The 22,364-nt window shown below is 47.5% G+C and carries 18 protein-coding genes, 2 pseudogenes and 1 riboswitch; of the genes and pseudogenes, 10 read left to right on the forward strand and 10 right to left on the reverse strand.

Going from position 1 to position 22,364, the window contains the following annotated elements; all coding sequences use genetic code 11:
* Nucleotide 1: 1 nt before the first annotated feature.
* The 3 genes and pseudogenes from AC2JF6_RS02275 to AC2JF6_RS02285 form a co-directional block, all read right to left on the reverse strand.
* Nucleotides 2-1,363 carry a glycoside hydrolase family 1 protein gene (locus tag AC2JF6_RS02275; RefSeq protein ID WP_500729145.1) on the reverse strand — a complete coding sequence of 454 codons (1,362 nt, stop codon included), beginning with the start codon at nt 1,361-1,363 and terminating at the stop codon, nt 2-4.
* Between the two features lie 125 nt (nt 1,364-1,488).
* Nucleotides 1,489-1,620: pseudogene (locus AC2JF6_RS02280) on the reverse strand (fructokinase/branched chain amino acid--2-keto-4-methylthiobutyrate aminotransferase); the annotation flags it as partial.
* A gap of 349 nt (nt 1,621-1,969) precedes the next feature.
* Nucleotides 1,970-4,573, reverse strand: coding sequence for a cation-translocating P-type ATPase (locus tag AC2JF6_RS02285; protein WP_500729146.1), 2,604 nt, complete (start codon nt 4,571-4,573; stop codon nt 1,970-1,972).
* Nucleotides 4,574-5,081: 508 nt separating this feature from the next.
* On the opposite strand from AC2JF6_RS02285, the gene AC2JF6_RS02290 reads away from it, so the two are divergent.
* The 3 genes from AC2JF6_RS02290 to AC2JF6_RS02300 all read left to right on the forward strand — a co-directional run bounded on the left by AC2JF6_RS02290 (nt 5,082) and on the right by AC2JF6_RS02300 (nt 8,766).
* Nucleotides 5,082-5,810, forward strand: a complete 729-nt coding sequence (locus AC2JF6_RS02290; protein ID WP_500729147.1) for a TatD family hydrolase — start codon at nt 5,082-5,084, stop codon at nt 5,808-5,810.
* Between the two features lie 85 nt (nt 5,811-5,895).
* Nucleotides 5,896-5,993, forward strand: a riboswitch (purine riboswitch).
* A gap of 83 nt (nt 5,994-6,076) precedes the next feature.
* Nucleotides 6,077-7,465, forward strand: a complete 1,389-nt coding sequence (locus tag AC2JF6_RS02295; RefSeq protein ID WP_500729148.1) for a glycoside hydrolase family 1 protein — start codon at nt 6,077-6,079, stop codon at nt 7,463-7,465.
* A 14-nt stretch (nt 7,466-7,479) separates the two neighbouring features.
* On the forward strand, nt 7,480-8,766 hold the full coding sequence (locus tag AC2JF6_RS02300; RefSeq protein WP_500729149.1) for a PTS sugar transporter subunit IIC: 1,287 nt from the start codon (nt 7,480-7,482) through the stop codon (nt 8,764-8,766).
* A 72-nt stretch (nt 8,767-8,838) separates the two neighbouring features.
* On the opposite strand, the gene AC2JF6_RS02305 is transcribed toward AC2JF6_RS02300, so the two are convergent.
* Together AC2JF6_RS02305 and AC2JF6_RS02310 are read right to left on the reverse strand one after the other, a co-directional pair.
* Nucleotides 8,839-9,474 (reverse strand): SdpI family protein, encoded by a 636-nt coding sequence (locus AC2JF6_RS02305; protein WP_500729150.1) that lies wholly within the window; start codon nt 9,472-9,474, stop codon nt 8,839-8,841.
* Nucleotides 9,461-9,739, reverse strand: coding sequence for an autorepressor SdpR family transcription factor (locus tag AC2JF6_RS02310; protein WP_500729151.1), 279 nt, complete (start codon nt 9,737-9,739; stop codon nt 9,461-9,463). The genes AC2JF6_RS02305 and AC2JF6_RS02310 overlap by 14 nt, the downstream gene beginning before the upstream one ends.
* 367 nt (nt 9,740-10,106) lie before the next feature.
* Between AC2JF6_RS02310 and AC2JF6_RS02315 the strand changes: the two genes are divergently transcribed.
* The 7 genes and pseudogenes from AC2JF6_RS02315 (at nt 10,107) to AC2JF6_RS02345 (ending at nt 19,121) form a co-directional block, all read left to right on the forward strand.
* Complete coding sequence (locus AC2JF6_RS02315) at nt 10,107-10,766, forward strand: HAD family hydrolase (protein WP_500729152.1); 660 nt, start codon at nt 10,107-10,109, stop codon at nt 10,764-10,766.
* Nucleotides 10,767-10,801: 35 nt separating this feature from the next.
* The gene (locus AC2JF6_RS02320) at nt 10,802-11,386 is read left to right on the forward strand and encodes a DJ-1 family glyoxalase III (RefSeq protein ID WP_500729153.1); all 585 of its coding nucleotides are present in this window, start codon (nt 10,802-10,804) and stop codon (nt 11,384-11,386) included.
* Nucleotides 11,387-11,618: 232 nt separating this feature from the next.
* The gene (locus AC2JF6_RS02325; RefSeq protein ID WP_500729154.1) at nt 11,619-14,285 is read left to right on the forward strand and encodes an SLAP domain-containing protein; all 2,667 of its coding nucleotides are present in this window, start codon (nt 11,619-11,621) and stop codon (nt 14,283-14,285) included.
* A gap of 205 nt (nt 14,286-14,490) precedes the next feature.
* Nucleotides 14,491-15,568: pseudogene (locus AC2JF6_RS02330) on the forward strand (S66 family peptidase).
* A gap of 200 nt (nt 15,569-15,768) precedes the next feature.
* Nucleotides 15,769-16,452: an ABC transporter ATP-binding protein gene (locus AC2JF6_RS02335; RefSeq protein WP_500729155.1), complete on the forward strand. Its 684-nt coding sequence runs from the start codon at nt 15,769-15,771 to the stop codon at nt 16,450-16,452.
* A complete protein-coding gene (locus tag AC2JF6_RS02340; RefSeq protein WP_500729156.1) occupies nt 16,449-17,717 on the forward strand; it encodes an ABC transporter permease in 1,269 nt (422 codons plus the stop codon). The genes AC2JF6_RS02335 and AC2JF6_RS02340 overlap by 4 nt, the downstream gene beginning before the upstream one ends.
* Nucleotides 17,718-17,903: 186 nt before the next feature.
* Nucleotides 17,904-19,121, forward strand: a complete 1,218-nt coding sequence (locus AC2JF6_RS02345; protein ID WP_500729157.1) for a CPBP family intramembrane glutamic endopeptidase — start codon at nt 17,904-17,906, stop codon at nt 19,119-19,121.
* A gap of 198 nt (nt 19,122-19,319) precedes the next feature.
* Here the strand turns inward: AC2JF6_RS02345 and AC2JF6_RS02350 are convergent, their stop codons facing one another.
* The 5 genes from AC2JF6_RS02350 to AC2JF6_RS02370 form a co-directional block, all read right to left on the reverse strand.
* Entirely contained in the window at nt 19,320-19,694 is a 375-nt protein-coding gene (locus AC2JF6_RS02350) for a DUF6176 family protein (RefSeq protein ID WP_500729158.1), read from the reverse strand.
* A 124-nt stretch (nt 19,695-19,818) separates the two neighbouring features.
* Complete coding sequence (gene rpsI / locus AC2JF6_RS02355; protein WP_500729159.1) at nt 19,819-20,214, reverse strand: 30S ribosomal protein S9; 396 nt, start codon at nt 20,212-20,214, stop codon at nt 19,819-19,821.
* Nucleotides 20,215-20,225: 11 nt separating this feature from the next.
* Nucleotides 20,226-20,669 (reverse strand): 50S ribosomal protein L13, encoded by a 444-nt coding sequence (rplM, locus tag AC2JF6_RS02360; RefSeq protein WP_500729160.1) that lies wholly within the window; start codon nt 20,667-20,669, stop codon nt 20,226-20,228.
* Between the two features lie 109 nt (nt 20,670-20,778).
* On the reverse strand, nt 20,779-21,561 hold the full coding sequence (gene truA / locus AC2JF6_RS02365) for a tRNA pseudouridine(38-40) synthase TruA (protein ID WP_500729161.1): 783 nt from the start codon (nt 21,559-21,561) through the stop codon (nt 20,779-20,781).
* Nucleotides 21,561-22,358, reverse strand: a complete 798-nt coding sequence (locus AC2JF6_RS02370; RefSeq protein WP_500729162.1) for an energy-coupling factor transporter transmembrane component T family protein — start codon at nt 22,356-22,358, stop codon at nt 21,561-21,563. The genes truA and AC2JF6_RS02370 overlap by 1 nt, the downstream gene beginning before the upstream one ends.
* Nucleotides 22,359-22,364: the final 6 nt, after the last annotated feature.

Raw genomic sequence — 22,364 nt, forward strand, 5'->3', positions numbered from 1 at the left:
GCTACGCCAAATCTTGGCCATCAGAGTGGATAACCTTTTTCAGCCAGTAATAGCTCTTCTTGGGCACCCGCCTCATATCACGCAGATCATGGTTGGTGCGATTCACGTACACCACGCCGTAGCGCTTTTCCATGTTCCCCTGCGAGCTCATAATATCGATCAGTCCCCAGCCTAAATAACCCAGAACTTCGACCCCATCCTGCCTTATTGCATCCTGCATCGCCTTGATGTGCTCCCTGTGGTAATCGATCCGATAATCATCCGCAATTGGGTGCTGACCATCCCAGCTTTCCCGCACGCCTATTCCGTTTTCAATTGGAAAAACCGGCAGATGGTAACGGTGGTAAATCTTGTTCAGAACATCCCTGAACCCCAAAGCATCAATCTGCCAGCCCCACTCCGTGGACTTTAGAAACGGATTGTCCTCCTTGCCAAAATCCAGGTATAAATTTGGCGCCGTACCAGCAGGGACGCGGCTTGCATCAATCGTACTGGAAGCATAGTAACTAAAACTCAAAAAGTCGCTTCTTAGTGCCGCAATTTCTGCTAGCTCCGCTTTCGTATGCGCAACCTTTATCTGCTTATTGCGCACAAAGGCTTTGACCATGGCGGAATATTTCCCGTACGCAAAGGCATCAAGCAGGTTATAATTCAAAAATTCAGCAATTTGGTGCGCGGCAAAAACATCTGCGGGGTTTGCCGTTGCCGGGTAAACCTGGCTGTAAGCCAGCATTCCGCCTACTTTAGCGGTGGTTGTGGCATGGAGATAATTGGCAACGGCCGCATGACAATACATCACGTTGTGGGCAATCTGGCATAAGACGGTCAATGAGTGGTCGCCCTTTACATAACCTGCAATCTTAAAGGCCTCTGAGGTATGGTAAAGGTTCTGCTCGTTAAAGGTGATCCAATACTTGACGCGGTCCTTGAAATGATCAACCACCACCTTGCCAAAACGGATAAAGGCCGCACAAACTTTCTTGCTGCTAAAACCGTTATATTCTTCTGCCAGATGCAAAGGCATATCAAAATGATAAAGGCAGATCATCGGTTCAATGTTGCGCGCAAGCAGGGCATCGACTAGTCTGTCATAATAACGCAAGCCCTCCTCGTTAACCTCACCGTCACCATTTTTTATTATCCGTGACCACGAAACCTGGAACCGGTACATGTTCATGCCCAAGTCTTGCATGTAGTCAAAATCCTCCTCAAAGTGGTGGTAGTTGTCGTTTGCAACGTGCCAATCGCTGGCATCGTTAGCAGCTTTTTTTACGTCATAAACCGATAGGCTCTTGCCGCCCTCGTTCCAGCCGCCTTCCGTTTGCATGCTTGAGGTCGAATTGCCCCAGAAAAATTTATTCATTTTATCTCATCCTTGTGTATTAAGTTTCTAATCGACGCATACTTGCTTTATGCAGTAAAAGAAGCGCAACAGTAGCAGTGAACACCGTTGCGCTTCTTGCGTATTCAACTATTTTGGCCTACTGCCTAGCTCAATGCCCGCAGTGCATTTTTGGCCAAGGCAAAGTTGCCAACGGTTGCCGAACCATTATCCGCAATTGCCGGCATTGTAGTATAAGCGGTCAATTCCGGCACCTTTACGTACCCGCTCAGCAGTGTCCTCTGTATAACCTGCGTCAAAAGCGGCTTGAGAAGCATACTTCAAGAATGAATCAACACTCGACTTATTAACGTTTAAAAAAACATCATTTGCAGTGAATTTCATCTTTCCTCCTTCACTTTTGTTCTTTGAAACCCTTTACAAAAACATAATAACTTTAATCGCAGTCTTTGTAATTACGGGGAATTTCCATTTAAGGTGGAAATTTTATATAGAAGCGGCCACTAGTTATTTAACTTCGTTACTTTAACTTTGCGTTTTTGCAATCAAAAAAGCCCGTTTCCTCTTGTGAAACGGACTTATAAAATTGGACGGCTAGTCAACTAGTCAGAGTTGCGCCGGCAAAAATCACTCGGACTCACTGCAAACTTGCTCGTGATACTCAACGGCTCGCTTGTTCAGCTCCAAAACCAGGGTAGGCAACAAGCTCCCGGCAAGAACCACGAGCCATCCGCTAGGCGGCAGTTGCGCCAACTGCATGAAATCACGCAAAGCGGGCAACAGGGCCAGTGCTAAGACTAGCAGTATGCCCAGTGACAGGCCCCAATTCAGCAGCGGGTTGCTCTTGAACGTGTTCCAGCTAATCGGCTGCGTATCCTTGATTGCGTAAATATCAACCATCGACCCCAATGCCAGAACCAGGAAGACAAGCGTCATCCCCACCTGGGCCTGATCCGATCCAAGGACAAAGCGCCCCCAAGTGTAGACGCCTAGAGTCAGGCACGTAAAGGTGGTCGCCCGTACGGCCATCCGCTGCAGCAGGCCGCGGCCAAGCAGGCTCTCGCTGTTTGCAATCGGTGCTTGGTTCATCAGGTGGGCTTCTCCCGGTTCCTGACTAATAAAGAAGCCGGGGATGCCATCGGCCAGCACGTTGATGATCAACAACTGCTCGGCCAGAAGTGCGGGTCCCCAGCCTAGGAGTGCAGTGAAAATCATCAAGAAAATTTGGGCAAAGTTGACCCCGACCAAAAATTCAACCGCCTTGACAATATTTTGGTAGACGGTCCGACCCGCAGCAACGGCCGCGATAATCGTGGCAAAATTGTCATCCGTCAGAATCATGTCGGCCGCTTCTTTGGCAACTTCGGTGCCGGTGATGCCCATGGCTACGCCAACATCGGCAGCCTTCAAAGCAGGCGCATCATTAACGCCGTCCCCCGTCATGGCAACGGTCTTATCAAGGTCCTGCCAAGCCTGGACGATGCGAATCTTATCACGTGGCGACACGCGGGCGTACACCGCAATGTCTTCAAGCTGCTCTTTCAGTTCGGCGTCGCTCATTTTTTGCAAATCGCTGCCCGTAAGCGCACGCTTGGTGCCCTCCAGAATGCCAATTTCCTCTGCAATTGCTTTGGCAGTGATGAGGTGGTCGCCGGTGATCATCACCGTCCTGATTCCCGCCTGCTTTGCTTTTTCAACTGCTGCAAAGACCTCTGGCCGTGGTGGATCAATCAGACCGATTAAGCCCGCGATTTCAAGATCTGCCTGAAGTGCTTTTCGGTCCTTGATATCAGCGGAAGCGGGCAAGATTTTATAACCGACGGCCAAAATTCTCAGAGCAGACGCCGCTAGCTCATTGTGCGCCCGTTGACCGGCGGCAAGCGCCGCCGATTTTTTAAAGGGCAGACGCTCCCATGCCCCCTTGACAATAACAAGCTTGCGGCCATCCGACAAACGGTGAACGGTCGCCATCGTTTTTTGGGCCGAATCAAAGGGGTCTTCTGCAATTCGCGGAGCGGTCTGTTCCAGCTCCTGGCGACTGGTCCCGAGCGCAGTCAGCCAGTTCACTATCGCTATTTCGGTCGCGTCACCCAACGCGTGCGTCTCGCCGTCAATTTCAGTTACTTTGGCATTCGTCGCTAGACCCAAGTAATGCGCCAGGTCGCGTCCGGCTGCGGGCACCTGCGCCTCAGCCTGCCTTACTCCGGTTGCAGGCGTCCAATACTTGGTAATGGTCATCTTATTCTGCGTCAGTGTGCCCGTTTTATCGGTTGCAATAACATCCACGTTGCCAATGGTTTCAACGGCCCCAACGCGGCGCATGATTGCACCTTGTGCGGCCATTTTCTGGACGCCGCGCGACAGACTGATAGTCACGATGATCGGCAGAGTTTCGGGTACTGCGGCCACCGCCAGGGACAATCCCACCATCATGCTGTCGGCTATGCCCTTATTTTGGATGCCAATGCTTAGAGCGAAGATCACTAGACCCCCGCAACCGGCAAAAATGGTCATCCACTTTGACAGGTTATTCAATTTTCCATCTAGCGGTGTAGCGCGCTGCTCGGTTTGATTCAGCAAACCGGCAATCTGGCCTAATTCCGTCGCCATGCCCGTCTTAGTGACTTGCACCAGGGCGCGGCCACTAACCACTGCTGTTCCAGAATAAACCTGCTGCTTGGCCTTTAACTGACGGTCCTTTTGATAAGTAGTTTTAGAAACGGCCTGACTTTCACCCGTTAGAATCGCTTCATCGACGGCGAAGCTCGCTGCTTCAAGCACAACTGCATCTGCGGGCACCTGGTCGCCAACTTTCAAGTGGACCAGATCGCCTGGAACCAGTTCCGTGACCGCAACAGCCAGGTCCTGACCGTTTCGCCGCACGTTAGCCTGCGGCAAACTCATTGACTTCAGGGCGGCGAGCGCTTTTTCCGCCGAGGACTCTTGGTACAGCCCGATCACCACGTTAATCAGCAGGATTACGCCAATGACGACCGTCTTCGTCCAGCCACCGTTTTGAAAAAGTGCCAGGTAAGTAGACAGCGCCACCGCAAACAGCAGGACCAGTGATGATACGTCACTTAGATGACGCCCAATTTTTTGGTACAAGGGAATTGGGGGCTTTGCGATAAGCTCATTTTGGCCAAATTTAGCGCGCCGCTGCTGGACCACAGCATCAGTTAAACCGGACTTGGGGGTTTGTTTTAATAGTAGTTCTGATTTTTGGGACATGCTATTCCTCCATTATTGCGATTGCTTTTTTTACAGAAAAGAGGCTTGCTACCCTTGCGCAAAGTAAATGCAAAGCGGCAAGGGCTAATAATAGAAAGAGTTTAATTTATGTTATTAATGCCATATGTCTTGGGTAAGACTCTTTTTAAAGTGAAAATAACTATTCCTCAGCTTCGCTCCCTATTTCTGTAAATAACGTACTCTTATTATAACGATAGGTCTGAATTAAAGCCAGAATAATGCCTGTTTTCGGTAGGTGAATTATTTCTGGCCTTTTTATTTTCTTTAGAAAATCTTAAAATTGCGGATTCCTGACTTTGCAGTCGCACACGCAAAACCTTAAACGTGGCGTGCAGTCAACTGGCATCGTCAGTGTGCCGCCCCACTTGTTAAGTGCACCAGACCGTGCTTTAAAAACTGCCTTCTTGCCCGTTAACTTTGTCCGTTAAGCCGTTGAAATACTTGCAATAAGAGTGCTATATTGAAGAAATAAGTCATTTAATTATTAATGAAGGGAATTTTACCGATGCTCACTGATGCCCACTGTCACTTAGAAAAAAACGCCGCACTGGCAAAAATGCAAAGCACAGAGAAAATCACAGCCGTTATTAACTGCCAGACGCCAGCGGAATGGGCGGTTAATGAGGAATTGACCGAACGCAGCCAACCCATGAGTTTTGGCATTCACCCCTGGGACGCGGACAAGTTCGCCTTTTCAGCTGCTCTTCCCTACCTCGAACAAGCGGATGCGGTCGGTGAGATTGGACTTGACCGCGTATGGACGCATAATAGCTTAGACTTGCAAAAGCAGGTCTTTGTGCCGCAGGTGCAGTGGGCCCAGAAAAACCAGAAGCCGGTTATTCTCCATACCAAAGGCTGTGAAGCAGAAATCCTGCAGACAATTCGGCAGTATCCCAACCGCTACCTGATTCACTGGTATGACTGCCCCAATTACCAGCAAGAATATATTGCCGAAGATTGCTATTTCAGCATTTGCCTGGCCGTACTAAGTGACCCCAGCGTTACCGCACTGGCCCGGCGCGTGCCGCTCGATCGCTTGGTCATTGAAACCGATGGTCTCGGGTCCACCGCCTGGCTGCTGGGGCATTCCGTTGCGGTTCAAGAGTATCCGCTTATTTTAAAAAAGACAATTGCGGCGCTGGCCCGGCTGCGTCAAATAGATGCCACCGCCTTGACCACGCAGCTTGAAGATAACCTAAACCATTTCATTGGCTAAGTTATCCCTTTTTCTGTTTTATAATTCACTGCACAAGTAATTTTTATATTCTTATTGCAGAATGATACCCACTTTGCTAGAATGCAAGTATCATCAATAATATATCTATATATTGTCGTAATAAGGTCGACAGTTTCTACTCAGAACCGCAAATTCTGAACTATAGATTGGGAACCAACAGTATTAGCAAATACTGTTTTTAGCGGCCCTTTTCTGTAGTCTGAGCAGAAAAGGGCCTTTTTATTTCTCAATGTAAAGGAGTGTCAATGAATAATAATTTTTTGTGGGGCGGAGCAACCGCTTCTTACCAGTGTGAAGGTGCGTGGGACGTTGATGATAAAGCCGAATCCATGTGGGATCATTATCTACACGAAAATAATTTAGAAAACGGTGACGTTGCCAGCGATAATTACCATCATTTTGAAGAAGATATCAAGATGATGAAAGAGGGAGGACAAAATGCTTACCGTTTTTCCCTTTCGTGGCCCCGCATAATTAAAAACCGTGAAGGGGACGTTAATTCAAAGGGAATTTTCTTTTACAACAAACTAATTGACTGCTGTATGGAAAACGGGATAACGCCCTTTATTACCCTCTACCACTGGGACCTGCCACAATACTGGCAGGAGGTCGGTGGTTGGCTTAACCCAGATGTCTGCACGGCCTTTGCCCACTATGCGGAAGTTTGCTTTAAGGCTTTCGGTGACAGGGTTAAATATTGGACCACATTTAATGAGCCTAAGTGGTTTACCGCTAACGGCTATCTGATTGGCAACTACCCGCCCGGTGAACACAACCTGCAGCATACCATTGAATGCGGCTTTAACGTGATGTATTCCAGTGCGCTGGCCATTCAAAAATATCGCACCGGAAAATTTACTGGTCAAATTGGCATTGTCCACAGTTACTCACCAATTGATGGGGTCGACGATACGATTGAAACACAGATTGCCATGCGTAATGCCGATAATTACGCCAATAATTGGATATTAGATACGGCTGCACTCGGTCGCTTTCCTATTGACCTGGTTGCCAAACTAGCACAAACGTGTGATGTCTCCTTTATGAAACCGGCTTCTCTTGAAGTTATCAGGAACAACACGGTTGATTTCTTGGGACTCAATTATTATGCTCGCACGCTCGTAAAACCTTATACCAGTGGTGAAACCAAGATGATCTTTAATCATTCCGGGAAAAAAGGCGAAACCCAGATGCGCATAAAGGGCTGGTTCGAACAGGTAATGGATCCCAACAGTCAATATACCGAGTGGGACACTGAAATCTACCCCAAGGGGCTTGAAGATGGACTGAAGCGTGCTTACCAAAAATATCATTTGCCAATTTTTGTCACTGAAAACGGCGTGGGCGTCCACGAAGACATTAACATCCCGCAGGTTAACGATGATTATCGTATTTCTTTCATGAATGATCATCTTAACGCCCTGATGAATGCCCAGGATGCAGGCGCTGATGTCCGCGGATACTTCACTTGGTCACCATTTGATTTGTACTCGTGGATGAACGGAGTCGAAAAGCGGTACGGCATAGTAGCCGTTGATTTTGCCAGCCAAAGAAGAATACCTAAGGCATCTTATTATTGGTATCAAAAAATCATTGTCTCCAATGGAAAACTGATTAAGCGTAAGCACTATTAAAGGGGAATAGCCAAATGAAAATCGACCAATTAATGTCCTGGATGGAGAAACACATCACGCCTTTTGCCAATAAGATGGCCACTGAACGCCACCTCGCCGCAATCAGGGATACATTCATGACCCTTCTGCCCATCACCCTGTTTGGGTCAATCTTCGTGATAATCGGTGCTGCCCCACCCGTAACTAAAAACAGCAACGGCATTTTAGTTGCATGGGCCAATTTTGCCCAGCACAATGCACTGATTTTGAGCTGGCTTAGTGATGTTTCAATGAGCGCGATGTCGGTCTTTATATGTGTCGGTATTACCTACTTTCTTTGTCAGCATTACAAAGAGACCCCAATATCACCAATCATGTTTTCGCTCGCTGGATTTTTCATGCTGGTATTTGATCCCCAACAATTAGGTTTCAAGGGCAACATTGTTGATATCAGCTACTGGGACGGGCGCGGGATAATAATAGCCCTGCTGGTCTCAATCCTAACCACCGATTCCTATCACGCAATGCGCAAACATAATTTTGGGCGAATCAAAATGCCCAAGGGCGTCCCTTCTGCCCTGTCAGAAAGTTTTGCTTCATTTATCCCGGCCTTAGTTATTTTAGCGGTTGATGCGGTCATCTTCATCATCTGCCAACTGAACCACACGACCGCCGTCAGGGCCATATACAGTGCGCTTTCTCCTAGCTTTCAGGTCGCAGACAGCCTTCCGGCCACAATTTTGTTAACCGTTCTTGTCCACCTCTTCTGGTTCTTTGGCATCCATGATGCTGCCCTGGCGGGGATTTTGGGGCCTATTCGCGATGGCAACCTGTCAATTAATGCTGCCGCAAAGCTCGCCGGGAAAACTTTGCCGCGCATCTTTACCACGCCTTTTTGGGTCTACTTCGTAATAATTGGCGGCTGCGGGTCTGTACTTGCCCTGGCCATCCTGATGTCATTTTCCAAATCCAAGCAGCTAAAGACCGTGGGCCGCGTAGGTCTAGTACCGGCAATCTTCGGTATCTCAGAGCCAATGATTTTTGGTACACCCCTGATGCTCAATCCCATCTTCTTTATTCCGTTCATTTTCACCTCGGTCATCAACGCAATTCTCAGTTACTTGTCGATGTCTCTGGGACTTATCAAAAAAACTTTTGCCCTCTTTTCGTGGCAGATGCCCGCACCTATCGGTGCCTTTCTTTCAACCATGGATTGGCGTGCTGCGGTCCTAGTTTTATTGTTGATCATGATTGATGCAATCTTATACTACCCGTTCATGAAGATATACGAGAAAAATTTATTAAAAGAAGAAAAAGCATAGCCAAGGATAAGCACTCGCTAGCAAAAAAGGCGCGATTCACAGTAGAACCGCGCCTTTTAGTTTGATTATTTTTCAATATCCGCTTTTGCTAAGCGCATACGAGTAGACGGTGGGGATCAAAATGATGCCCACAACAACCGCGACAACCAGCCAAAACAGGTGCAAAAAAGCGGTTAGCAATAATATCAGACCACCACAGAGCGCGGTCCACCCCGCCAAGTGGTGCGTCTTTTGCCAGTTCAGCTTATTTTTCAACGTCCAGGGAAGACGAATGCCAACAGCCTGGTTAGGCCGGATTTTAGGCAAATAATTCCCCAAAATAATGAAAAAAAGACCTAAACAGATGCTCAAAACAACCGAGATCCGTAACTGATAGCCCAGGGCAATAACATAAAAGGAAAGATTAACGACGTTAATCATCACCGGCAAGAACCAGAAAGTGATCCCTACCACCTTAAAGTTAAGGTTCTTAGTGCGTGCTTCATGCTTAAAACACCAAAACATCACTCCTTGAATTATCAATATCACAGCAGGCAAGCCCAAAACAACCCATGCCTTGTTGCTAAAGCCATTGGGCGCGTCATTTAAGCCAAAGTGCGTCGCCATTTGCTGCGGCAGCTGGTTATACAGCACTAGTCCCACCGCTGCCGGCAATAGTATTAACAAATTGGAAACAATAAAAGTCTTGTGAAAATTATTTTGATTCATCTTGATCTCCTTTCAAATCAACCAGCCACGACATAATCTCTTCTAAAATCGATGTGTTCAATGAATAATAAATGAAGTTTTTTTCACGTTCTTCGTCAATTAAATCAGCCTTTTTCAGAACACTGAGATGATAGGATACCGTGGCCTGGGTCATGGAAAAATGACTGGCAATTTCGCCTGCCGACATCTGACCATTCTTTAACAACTGCAGAATCTTGCGCCTGACCGGGTCTGATAGAGCCTTGAAACTACCCTCGAAACTCACTTTTTCCTCCTTCTATTTAGATATAATTCTAATTAGATTTATATCTAAATAATAGCACATTTTTAGCAAAACACAACTAGTTATTGTTCATTGGCGTGCTATGCAATTGTAGCCTGCCTAGCACGGCCCGGTCTGCGCCAATTATTGAAGCAGCCGGCAAGTGCTTGTTCATACCCGCTAAGCAGTAGACAATCAGCCGGGGCAAGCGCTTGACAGGCATAAATAAAAGACTTTAAACTTAATAATCATTGTGATCTTTATTCACAATGATTACAAATAGCAAGAAACAAATAAGTTGTTGCATATATCTTTATTATTTATTCAAACCTGGTTATAATATAGTTTATTAAAAGAAAGGAAAACACAAGTGTCACAGTTTGAAACACTAATCTTTATTCCTGAGGGCAGCTTGTTCGACGAACGGACTGCCGAACGGAATGCGCTTCGCCAGACTCTAAAAGAGCTTGGCGGTGAATTAGGGCCTGCTGAACGATTGAAGTATGCGGCCATGCAGGAACAGACCAAATTGTTGGGCTTAGCGGATCGCGTCAGGCTCATTTTACAAACATTCTTTAAAAAAGAGGAGCTGGCTGAAGCATTAGAGGTTTTCACACGCAAGCTCCAGCAGCAGAACCACCTTGTTAAAGATGCCATCCCCTTTTTGGATGAGGTTAAAGACGAGGTCAATCTGGTCTTACTGGCTAAAGAAACAAAGGCAGTTGCGAAAGCGCGCATGCAGGAAAGCGAGCTGCTGAATTATTTTTCAGCTGCTTACTTTAAAGATGACTATGACCAATTCCTGCCTGCCAAAACCGTCTTGACGGAGATTGTCCAAGCGGAAAAGCTTGCGCCAGCAACTTGCCTTGTTATCGGTACAGACTTAGCGGAAGAGATTCAGGGAGCTGAAAATGCCAACCTCCAATCCCTCTGGCTTGCACCAAAAAAAGTCAAGATGCCGATTAGTCCACGTCCGACGTTGCACTTGAATAAGTTGAGCGACTTATTGTTTTACCTTGAATTAAATTGATTTTAACTGATGAAAGGATTGTGAAGTATTAAATTATGAAAAAAGTAGCGGTAGTGTTTGCCACCGGCTGTGAAGAGGTCGAGGGCTTAAGTATTATTGACGTGCTCCGGCGCTTGGGCGTACATGCCGACATGGTCGGGCTTACGGATAAGGAAGTTACCGGAGACCACCAGATTAAGCTGGCGTGCGACCGGGTAGTTGATGACGGTCTGTTTGACTACGATCTGGTCGCATTTCCGGGCGGTAAAGCGGGCGCGGAGAATTTGCGTGACAATACCAAATTACGCGAATTAATGGTTAAAAGAAACAAGGCCGGCAAGTGGGATGCTGCAATGTGTGCCGCACCCATTGCACTGGCACGGTATGGCGTCTTAAAGGGCGCCAACTATACCTGCTATCCGGGCTTTGAGCAGCAGACCAAGCAGGATGCCCCGAGTGGCCGCTTCTGCGAATCAATCACAGTAACTGATGATGAGCACAAGGTGATTACCAGTCGCGGTCCGGCAACCGCCTGGGCCTTTGCCTATGCAATTGCCGAGGCGCTAGGGCTTGACACCACGGAGTTAAAAGAGGGAATGCTGTATGACTACTTAGCTGCCAATATCCAAGCGAGTTTGTAAATCCGGTTCAAAAACAGGTGGTTGACAATCAGTGTGCCAAAATTTTGTTTTGACTAATTAATTAGCCCAGTATCACTAATTAACTTTTTCTCTTTGTAGCCAGCTGTAAAAATACAATTAAATAAAAAAATAACCAGCTAGACTAATATCTATAGCGTATTGTTATGTGCTTTCATATATAATAATATATTTACTAATATAATTGATGATTATGAGGTTAAATAATTAATTCATGAATAAACAAAAAGGGCTTTATCACAACAGCAGAAAAATTATCGTTAGCAGCGTTACTGCTGCTGCCTTAGGCATGCTCGCCCTGTCTAACCCGGAAACTGTAAATGCTGACAGCCTTGCAGGCCACCAGCCTAAGATTGCGAAAAAAGTTATTGCAGCAGCTCAAAGAGAAGTTAATACTGCCAGTGACAACCTGACCCAGAAGAAAGCTGCAAAGGACGCCTCGCATCCTGCCAGCGGACCAGATGCCGGTGCCAAAGACAGCGATAACGATATCGCCGGCGATGACACGGCTTTAGTGAAAGTAACGGTTCATTATGTCGATCAAGACGGCAAGCCGATCCCCGCTGCACCTGATGAAACCATCAGTGGCAAGGCGGGCGACGAATACCCTGAAAAGGCAATTCCGGGTTACAAGCTGATGGACAAGTCCGGCGAAAAGTTCTCTGCCGATGAAACTGAAGTAACGTATACTTATAGGGCAAAAAGTGAAGCGGCGGATGCTCCTCTCCTTGCACCTAGGGAAACAGAAGCAATCGATGACTGGATGCCAGACAAGAACCTCCAAAAGTTGGTTGCGCTTAATCTGAAAAAATCTGTATCCGAAATCACCAAAGCCGATGTGGCAGCAATGGATAGCCTTAGCATCTATCCCGTGGCCACGAAAAACAAAACGGATTATCAAAACGCAATGAGCATCGAATCTTTAGAGGGGATGCAGTATGCGACAAATCTAAAAATACTCGATTTATCTCCGGATATTAATTCGAATAATCAATTTTTTCAAAATCCAATGGTGCACGGTGCACTTAATGACATATCCGCACTGAAAGACTTGCAGAAGCTGAACAATGTCAAAGTGCAAATGTGCAACATCAGCGATATTTCCGCCCTTGGCAACAAGCCCAACTTGGTAAATCTTTCCATTTCATATAACCACATCATGGATTTTTCACCCCTAAAAACAGATCCCGTTCTGTATCCTTCCGTACAAGCTTATTATCAATCCGTGGCCTTGCCGGTTAAGCAAATTCCGCAAGGAACTAGCAAATATACTAGCGGCCCCTATGAATTTTTTGACGCTGATGGCAGCCGGATACCAATTCGGGTGGCTGATACCGATGATTTTGACCACGACCACTACGTTAAGTTTTATCTTAGCACCCAGCCAGGAACCCCCAGTGCAGACGGGAAGTTTGTGGAATGGGACATGAGCAAGTTTACCGCCGGTGATAGGGGGTATATGACTGTCAACTACCGGGGAAAACTGTTTGGCAGCGCCGGCTATCCTTCTGGCGGCTGGTATATTATTCCCTTTGAAATCGTGAACGGCCTTTCCGTTACGGCGCACTACAAGGACACGGCTGGCAACATGATTGCACCCGATGAAACCATCACGGGTGTCAGCGGTGACAATTATCCGGATAAGGACATCAAGGGTTATACCCTAAAAAGCAAATCAAGTGAAAAATTCACCAGCACTGAAACCGAAGTTACCTACGTCTACGCCAAGGACATTATTCCTGGCAAGGACGTCACGGTCCACTACAGGGATACCGATGGCAACACCATTGCACCTGACAAAGTCCTCAGCGGCAACATTGATGACCCCATTCCCGATGCCCAGCTGAACATCACCGGCTACACCTTCAAGGAGGTCCATGGTTCTGCTACTGGCAAGTTCACGGATGCCGCACAAGAAGTCACCTACGTTTACACCAAAAATCCAACTAATCCAACTAATCCGATTAATCCAACCAATCCATCTGTACCAGGCATCCCTGGAAACAATCAGCCGGGCAGCAATGTGCCAATAAACACCGGGAATAACCAGCCAGGCAGCTCAAATCCTGAAATTACCGATAAAATCCAAAAAGTTGTCCTCATGCACAACGCATACATGTACAACGAAGCGGGTCAACGTACTAATGCAGTTACGCTTAAAGCGGGATCCGTTCTCGACGTCTACGGCAACAAAAAGATCAATGACCGGTTGTTCTACGTCCTAGTTGACCATGGCGACAATAAGAAGAAGTACTATGTAGCCACCGATAACGTTGAAGCTACCAAGAGAAGCCTGAAGCACAATGCCTTTATCTACAACCGTTATGGCAAACGCGTGAAGCACTCTAAAGTCCTCAAAAAGGGGCAGTTAGTTGATACTTATGGCGATCCCATCAAGATTCGCGGTCACAAGTACTACATCGTTGCACACAACCGTTTTGTAAAGGTCGCTAACTTCCCAGCAGCAACAGCAAAGGCAAAGAAACTAATTCAGGGTGCTAACGAGGGTAATTCGGTTAACTTAATCGAAAAGAACATTATGCACAATGCCTACCTCTACAACAAACAGGGCAAGCGCGACAACGGCGTAATTATCGCAGCGGGCTCAAAAGTCAAGACAACGGGCAAGGACAAAATCAACGGCAAAACTTACTATGCATTGCCTGATGGCCTGTACATTGCAGCCGGCAACATCGATGGCAAGAAGTTGAGGCTCAAGCACAACGCCTATATTTACAACCAATACGGCAATCGTCATGGCAGAAAGGTGCTGAAGAAACGGCGCTCGGTTAGAACTTACGGCAGCGCAGTATCAATTAAGCATAAGCAATACTACATTGTTGCCCTGAATCGCTACGTCAAAAAAGCAAATTTTAAATAGTCAAACATCATAATACATTATCAATATAACAAGTGCTCCTAACTGCCGAAATAGCTGTGGGGAGCACTTTTTCTTTTCTGCTGCGCAAGCCTAATGATTAAATTGACTTCAGCTTTTCAGCAGAATACAATTAGTCATTAATATACTGGTTAAGGTGCTCTAATTTCGAATAATGGCCGGCACTACTTAAGAAAGGAATGTAATCATGCTTGCAAAACCTCCTTCCCTAAAAGCAGGTGACAAAATCGCAATTGTCAGTCTTTCGCGCGGCGTACTAGGCGAAAATTTTGCTGCTCGTCAACGCCGGCTGGGCGAACAGCGTCTTAAAGAATTGGGACTTATCCCTGTGTATATGCCTAATAGCCTCCGCGGCATTGCTTATTTGGATGCTCATCCAGAGGCACGCGCTGCTGACCTCAAGGAAGCCTTCCTCAATCCCGCGATCAAGGGTATCTTTGCGGCAATTGGTGGTGATGACACCTACCGGCTTCTGCCCTATTTAATGGCAGATACTGAATTTACCACTACCGTACGCAATCACCCCAGACTTTTTACCGGCTTCTCGGACACCACCAACAACCATTTGATGTTTTACCGTTTAGGAATGCAAAGTTTCTATGGTCCTAGTTTTCTGAACGACCTGGCCGAGCTCGATAACAAGCTGCTTCCCTATACCCAAAAAACGCTGGAACACTTTTTTGACAATTCACCAACCACTGCCATCACAGCCAGTGAAACTTGGTATGAAGAACGCACCGACTTTTCGCCTGCTGCACTGGGAACGCCTCGGGTCAGTCACCCCCGACACAGGGTATCAGGTCTTGCGTGGCCGGGGGCAAATACAGGGGCGCCTGTGGGGCGGCTGCATTGATACGTTGTACGATGACCTGACCACGACCCGCTATGCTGATGAGGCAGAGATTATTCGGCGTTACCACTTGATACTATCGCAAGAAGAAGCTAGGGCAGCGGTGCTTTTTATTGAAAGCAGCGAAGAATGTCCCCCACCCGCGCTTTACCGCAAGATGCTCGCGAAATTAGACAAGGCCGGCATATTGGCGGCGGTTCGGGGCATCATTGTGGGCAAGCCTCAGAACAAGAAGTACTACGAGGAGTACCAGCAAGAATTGCTTAAGGCAACACAGGAATACGGAACGCCCATTCCTTACAGCCTTAACTTTGGTCATGCATACCCGCACGCTGCCCTGCCATACGGAATTCAGGTGCAGCTAGATTTCGACCAGCGCCGGGTCACTATTCTTGAGCCTTATTTTTCTAATTAGCTTATTGATCGCAAAGAAGCAGCTGTCAAGCTGCTTTTTTTATTGCTTTTTAGTTTAATCGTGGTAATATTTAGAAAAATATCTAAATAGTTTTATGAAGATTACAAGGGTGCCTGTGCAATTTTTTTTAAAAAAATATTGTCATTCGTCAAAATTGGTGTATTATATTTGTATAACACTAATACAAAAGGGGAGTACAAATGAGTTTACTAGAAACACGCGCAGTAACGCGGACATATGGCAAAGGCGCAACGAAATTCGACGCGTTGCGCGGAATCAGCTTACAGATCAACAAGGGTGAGTCAATTGCCATCATTGGTAAAAGTGGCTCGGGCAAAACAACCTTGATGCATATTATGGCACTGCTTGACCACCCTACTTCGGGGAGCGTGTTGCTCAACGATGAGCCGACCAGCAAGTTCAAGGCACGGGCCTTAAACAAATTGCGCAACCAAACCTTCGGCTTCGTCTTTCAGCAGTTTTTTCTAAACGCACAAGACAGTGTGCTGGAAAATGTTATGCTGCCCCTAAAAATTGCCGGCATCACCGGTAAAAGGCGTCGTGAACTGGCGCTTGAGGCTATCAAAAGCGTTGACCTGGAGAGCAAGGCCCAAAACAAGGCCAGTGCCCTGTCGGGCGGACAGAAGCAGCGGGTCTGCATCGCCCGCGCACTGGTCAACAACCCCCAGATTATTTTTGCCGATGAACCGACGGGCAATTTGGATTCAACAACGGGAAAAATGGTTGAGGACACGCTGTTCAAACTGAAACAGGAAAAAGGAATTACGCTGATTATCGTCACCCACGATCCCGACCTTGCGCAAAAGTGCGAACGCCAAATTCAAATTAAAGACGGTCAAGTTGTCGAAGGAGGCCAACAATGAAATTTCACGATCTTTTAAACTCAGCAGCAACCAACCTGTGGCACAACAAGGGCAGGACATTGCTAACAATTATCGCGGTGCTGATCGGCTCGCTCACAATCAGTTTTACGATGGGCATCAACAACGGCGTTAACGATTATTTGAAAAAACAAATCGGTAACGTTGGCAATACCGAGCAAATGTTGATTTCGCCCGCAGCTTCCGGCGGCGGCAATAGCAACACGCCGGAAAAATATGATCCCAATAATAGCAGTCAAAATACCGATAGAATGATGACCAATAAGGATGTCAAGAAGATCAAAACGGTTAAAGGCGTCAAGGACGTCAAGGCCTTAAAGGACAGCAGCGTCCTTTATGTTCAGGGGCCCAACAAGACCAAGTATGTTTTGGACGCCCAGGTGACTCTTGGCGTTGACTACGACCTAAAGGCTGGCCGGCAGGTTGCAACTTCAGGAAAGAGCCAGGAAATTCTCCTCACCAAGCAGATGGCCAAGGCATTTGGCTACAAGAGTGCACAAAAGGCCTTGGGCCAGAAACTTAAACTCGTCACGGTTTCGCCAATAACCAAAAAGACCACTACGATTAACCCCACGGTTGTTGGCGTGCGCAACGACAGCATGGTCAATAGCGGCCAGGGCGTATACAGCCAGGGCTTAAACGAAAAGATTGTCGCCGCCAACCAGGCGGGCATGCCTAAAGCACTGCGCGAGCGTTACGTTGAAGTTTTAGCAACGCCAACCAGCAAAGATCCTGACAAAATTGCAGCCATCGAGGATAAGTTTACCAAAAAAGGCTACAGTGCAATGACGCTGAAAGATGCCGTCAAGCAATTGTTTACCACCTTCAACGCGGCCACCGGCATCCTGATTGTCTTTGGTGCCATCGCGTTGGTCGCCGCCAGTTTCGGCGTAATCAACACCCTGTTCATGTCGGTGCGGGACCGGACCCGGGAAATTGGTCTTATGAAGGCACTTGGATTGAGTCGCGGCAAGGTCTTCTCGATCTTTAGCTACGAAGCTATACTAATCGGCCTGGTTGGCTCTGTCTTAGGCTTATTAGCCGCAATGGGGCTGGGACAGCTTTTGAACCGGGTAGCCAGCCAAACCTTCCTTAAGGGAATTGACGGTTTCACTTTAGTTCAGTTTAACTGGGGCGGCAGCCTGATCATCATCGGCGTTATCTGCCTGATTACCTTCCTAGCCGGTACCTTGCCGGCGAAACGTGCGGCTAGGCTTGATCCCATCACCGCTTTACGGTACGAATAAACCCAATTTTATTCAAAGAATGCGTCGAATGCGTGCAGCCCACAAGCTCACGCATTCTTTATTGCCAGCAAACACCTGTCGTGGCCGTGCCGGTTTCACTTTTACCTTGCTTCAAACGCAGCAGATACAACCCGGGCAAATTTAAAATTGCCCATACGACCAAATTAACGAAGGAGAAAAAATATCATGTTTTCAGAACACGCACTCAAAAAATTCCACCTCGTGCAGACCAGTGGACAGCTCATTGTCTTGTTGCTTTGCGGCGTGCTGGGTCTTGTTAATACAGGACTTTTCAAGCAGTCGCAGATGCTTGTGCTATTAGCCTGCTTAGCGTTGACACTCCTGGAGTTTACCCTGCTTGTGCCGGAAGAGGTGCAGCCCCCAAAATGGCGGTCAGTTAGCCACTACCTGGAGACAATCGTGATTTGCTACGCGCTGCCGCAGAGTTTATTCTTTCTGACGCAAGTGTTGAACCATTATCACTTGGTCAACATGACCTTGTGGATGGTCCTGATTACCCTCTACTCTCTTGTCATGTACATTCCAATGGCCGCGTTGGCGCTCAGAAAAGTCAAGAACAACTGGGGCAGGATTATCCTTTTGGGCTGGTTCATTTTTGATTCAGCCATTGGCACCCCCAGCATTATCGCTGGTTCCCTGCCCTATGCCAAAATTCTCATGCAGCTGAACAATTCGGGCTTCTCCGGCACCTTCGTTTTAATCATTGTGACGTTAATCGTTATGTCCGACTGGAAAATCCAAAGGCCGCACTTTACGTTTAGTCGCCACAGTTCTTTTTGGGTCAGCAGCTTGATCGTGCTGCTTCTGGCCGCACATTTATGTTTTATACTTCTTCCTACCTTGGTTGATGCGCTCCATTCAGGTTCCGTTTTAAACTATTACCTGGGAAAAATCAGCGGTGGCATTGTATTCACCAGCTTTGAGGCCGGCATTGCGGAGGAGTGGCTGATGCGCTTCATCGTGATAGCGCTTCTGGCCCAGATTTTTGCCCACAACCGCTACCGGATCTACCTCATTGTGTTATTCGATGGTCTCCTCTTTGGCCTATGGCATTTGTCGAACGTCCGTTACCAAACGCTTTCGGCCACCCTCATGCAGGTAGTCGCCATTGGCGGGTGGACGCTGGTTATCAGCGCCGTCTACCTCTACACGCACGCGCTGCTGTTGACGATGGTTTACCATGGCCTATATGATTTCATCCTGTTTTTCAGGAATAGTGGAATCGACAGTACGGGCAATGCGGTGCGCAGCACCACGTCCCCCACCGCCTACCAGTGGCAAGTCACCTTGATTATGGTGGCAATCTACTTCGTCATTGCTTTAATTATTATTAGCGGCAAGCGAAAACATCAGGCAATCGAGGACAACCTCGCAAGCATGTAGTTGCCGTTTCCACAAATCAAAGGCCTGGAGCAAGTTATTCCAGCCTGCAAAAAAAGACGTTGAGCAGTCAAGCCCAACGCCTTTTTACATATTCACATTATCCCTATCTTGCTGGCCGCCGCACGTATTACGGGCAGCGGTGAGGCCAAAAAGCCACGCCACGCAGCGCACGCAAGACATCAAGCTGACGTCCCGGGGCTAACGCTGATCGTTGTCCGGTGTCTTGGCAATCGCCTTCTCAATCTCAGGCGCCAGCAGGTTCTGTTCCAGAATCATGTCAACGGGACGGTAGCTCTCATCGATGCAGGCGTTCCAGTACTCCAGGTGCTTCTGGTCAATGTAGCTGGTCGATTCCTCCACGGCACTGCCGCCGTCGCCCTGAATTGAATACCAGTAGAAGTAAGTATAGCCGTCGCCATTCTCCTCTTTGAACACAGACTCAACGTACATGCGCTCGCCCGCCATCGTGGCGACAGTATCGTCATGGTGGTCATTGAGAAAGTCCATCCATTCCTGGGCCTCAGTTTCCTTACCCCTTTTAATCCTGAACCTGGTTAACTCAACCCTCGTCATTGCGCTCCCTCTCCTAAACTCCGACTTTAATAATTATTTTTACTACTATACAAAAAGCACCAACGTGTGCTGGTGCTTTAAAGTTAACTTAAACGTTAAGATCCAGCCTAAGGCTGAGCAAAAATTAACGCTTACTGAATTGTGAAGCTTTACGGGCCTTCTTGAGACCTGGCTTCTTACGTTCAACCATTCTCGGGTCACGGGTCAAGAATCCGGCCTTCTTGAGTGGTCCACGGAAGTCTGGGTCCACTTCAAGGAGCGCTCTTGCAACACCCAAACGGATTGCACCGGCTTGACCGGCGAATCCACCACCGTTGACGTTAACCATAACGTCGTATTGGCTTTCAGTTTCGGTCAGTGTCAGCGGTTGCTTCAAGTCCTTAACCAGGTTAGGGAACGGAATGTATTGGTCAACATCCTTGTTATTAACAGTAATTTTTCCAGTGCCTGGTACTAAACGGACACGCGCAACTGAATTCTTGCGCCGACCAGTACCTGCATATGCAACTTGTTGTGCCATTGTTTAACCTCCTAGATTAACTTGTTAATGTCTAATTTTTCGGGTTGTTGTGCTTCATGCTTGTGCTCAGCATCAGCATATACGTGCATCTTCAAGAATTCTTGGTGACCCAGAGTGTTCTTCGGAAGCATCCCTTTAACTGACAATTCAACTAATCTAACCGGGTTGTTGGCAAGCAGCTTGCCAGCTGGAGTAGCCTTGATGCCGCCAAGTGTACCAGAGTGGTGGTAATAAATCTTGTCGGTGGCCTTTTTGCCAGTCAACTTGATTTTACCAGCATTGACAACAATAACGTTGTCGCCAGTGTCAACATTAGGCGTGTACTGTGGCTTGTTCTTGCCCCTTAAAATAGTTGCTACTGCGGTAGACAGACGGCCTAAAGGCACATCGGTTGCGTCAATAACATACCATTTACGGTCAATTTCATTAGGTTTTGCTAACTGTGTAGTACGCAATTTAATTTCCTCCGTTTATACGTTGTTCGTAAACAATAAGATTCCGGGGCCTATCGTGGACAAACATACTTAACTATGATACTTCCTTTAGACAAAATTGTCAATATTATTAGCAATCCAGCCGGTATTTTTCGGGAATGTCATCGTAAAAAACATGATACAAAAACAACCCGCTGGCCTGTGCTGTTTCTCTAACCTGTTCACGATCACGTGCCATTATTACCCGGGGAATATCATCAACCGGTCTCTTGCCCCGGCCAATTTCAAGCAGCAACGCCACTAAAATGCGCACCATGTTGTATAAAAAGCCCGAGCAGATAAAGTCAAAAATTACTTCATTAGCATCGTCAGCCCTTTCAACGTTAACGTAGTACATTGTCCGGACCTTGTTTTTGATCTGTCCGCCACTTGCGGCAAAGCTGGTAAAATCATGCGTCCCGAGCAGATCACGCGCTGCCCTCCTCATCTTCTCGACGTCAACCGGATAATGATAATGGCCCGTATAGAAGCGCTTGAAGGGATCGACGAACCGGTCCAAGCTTACCCGGTAGCGGTACCACTTCCCCTTTGCGCTGTAGCGCACGTGAAAATTTTCGTTCACGATTTCGCTGTCCTTAAAGACGACGTCAAGTGGCATGATTGAATTAAGTGCATATAGCATTCTTTCGGGGGGCAGTGGATTCCCGGGGTAATCAAAATGGATAACCTGGCCCAGGGCGTGCACGCCCGCATCGGTTCTTCCCGAGCCCTCTACGGGGATAAATGTACCCTTGGTCATCTTGGTCAGGGCCGCTTCAACTGTGCCCTGAACAGTTCGCTGGTGGGGCTGGGACTGAAAGCCGTGAAAGAGGTGCCCATCATATGCAAGCGTCATTTTGTATCTTGTCTTCATTACCGTGTCCTAAAAATCAATAGCAGTATGACTAAAAGTGCAAAGTATGCCAGGTTGTATAGGTCCGCACTCGACCAGTGCAGCACCCGAAACTTGGACCTCCCCCGGTCTCCCTTGTAACCGCGTGATTCCATTGCCGTTGACAAATCCACCGCCGTCTGCAGCGAGTTGATGAATAACGGAATCAGGAGGGGCGTTATCGCCTTAGCACGGGTAACCAGCCCGCCGTTGTTGAAGTCGGCGCCGCGAGACCGCTGAGCATTCATAATTTTAAACGTTTGGTCAAACAGCGTGGGCACAAAACGGAGGGCAATTGACATCACGAGGGCAATTTTGTCAACGGGCACCCGGAACAACCTCAGCGGTTTTAGCATCCATTCGATTGCATCCGCAATTTCTAGCGGCATCGTCGTCACCGTCATCACCGTCGAAACCAGGATAATCACGGTGAAACGGATAAAGATAAAAATGGCATTGGTTATGCCGTAACTGGTGATGGCAAATATGCCCCACTGCCAGTAAACCTTTCCCCCCACCGTGAAAAACAGCTGCAAAAAAGACGTGAAAAGAATCAGCCAAATCAGCGGTTTGACGCCATCCCAGAAAACCCTGGGCTTCAGTCTGGTGGCTGCAACCGCAATGAAGCTAAAGGCCGTGATGATTGCGTAAGTTGCCGCGTTATTGGCCATAAAAATGACTAAAATGAAGAGGATAGTTGCCAGCAGCTTGCCCCGCGGGTCCATCTTGTAAACGAGCGTATCGCCAGCGATGTAACGTCCTATTAAAATTTTGCTCACAAGTGC

The organism is Lactobacillus sp. XV13L, from assembly GCF_059900875.1.

Bases quoted from the DNA above. Each gene is read 5' to 3' on its own strand.
- AC2JF6_RS02275 (WP_500729145.1), bottom strand. From the start codon at position 1,363: ATGAATAAATTTTTCTGGGGCAATTCGACCTCAAGCATGCAAACGGAA.
- AC2JF6_RS02285 (WP_500729146.1), bottom strand. From the start codon at position 4,573: ATGTCCCAAAAATCAGAACTACTATTAAAACAAACCCCCAAGTCCGGT.
- AC2JF6_RS02290 (WP_500729147.1), top strand. From the start codon at position 5,082: ATGAAGGGAATTTTACCGATGCTCACTGATGCCCACTGTCACTTAGAA.
- AC2JF6_RS02295 (WP_500729148.1), top strand. From the start codon at position 6,077: ATGAATAATAATTTTTTGTGGGGCGGAGCAACCGCTTCTTACCAGTGT.
- AC2JF6_RS02300 (WP_500729149.1), top strand. From the start codon at position 7,480: ATGAAAATCGACCAATTAATGTCCTGGATGGAGAAACACATCACGCCT.
- AC2JF6_RS02305 (WP_500729150.1), bottom strand. From the start codon at position 9,474: ATGAATCAAAATAATTTTCACAAGACTTTTATTGTTTCCAATTTGTTA.
- AC2JF6_RS02320 (WP_500729153.1), top strand. From the start codon at position 10,802: ATGAAAAAAGTAGCGGTAGTGTTTGCCACCGGCTGTGAAGAGGTCGAG.
- AC2JF6_RS02325 (WP_500729154.1), top strand. From the start codon at position 11,619: ATGAATAAACAAAAAGGGCTTTATCACAACAGCAGAAAAATTATCGTT.
- AC2JF6_RS02335 (WP_500729155.1), top strand. From the start codon at position 15,769: ATGAGTTTACTAGAAACACGCGCAGTAACGCGGACATATGGCAAAGGC.
- AC2JF6_RS02340 (WP_500729156.1), top strand. From the start codon at position 16,449: ATGAAATTTCACGATCTTTTAAACTCAGCAGCAACCAACCTGTGGCAC.
- AC2JF6_RS02345 (WP_500729157.1), top strand. From the start codon at position 17,904: ATGTTTTCAGAACACGCACTCAAAAAATTCCACCTCGTGCAGACCAGT.
- AC2JF6_RS02350 (WP_500729158.1), bottom strand. From the start codon at position 19,694: ATGACGAGGGTTGAGTTAACCAGGTTCAGGATTAAAAGGGGTAAGGAA.
- rpsI (WP_500729159.1), bottom strand. From the start codon at position 20,214: ATGGCACAACAAGTTGCATATGCAGGTACTGGTCGGCGCAAGAATTCA.
- truA (WP_500729161.1), bottom strand. From the start codon at position 21,561: ATGAAGACAAGATACAAAATGACGCTTGCATATGATGGGCACCTCTTT.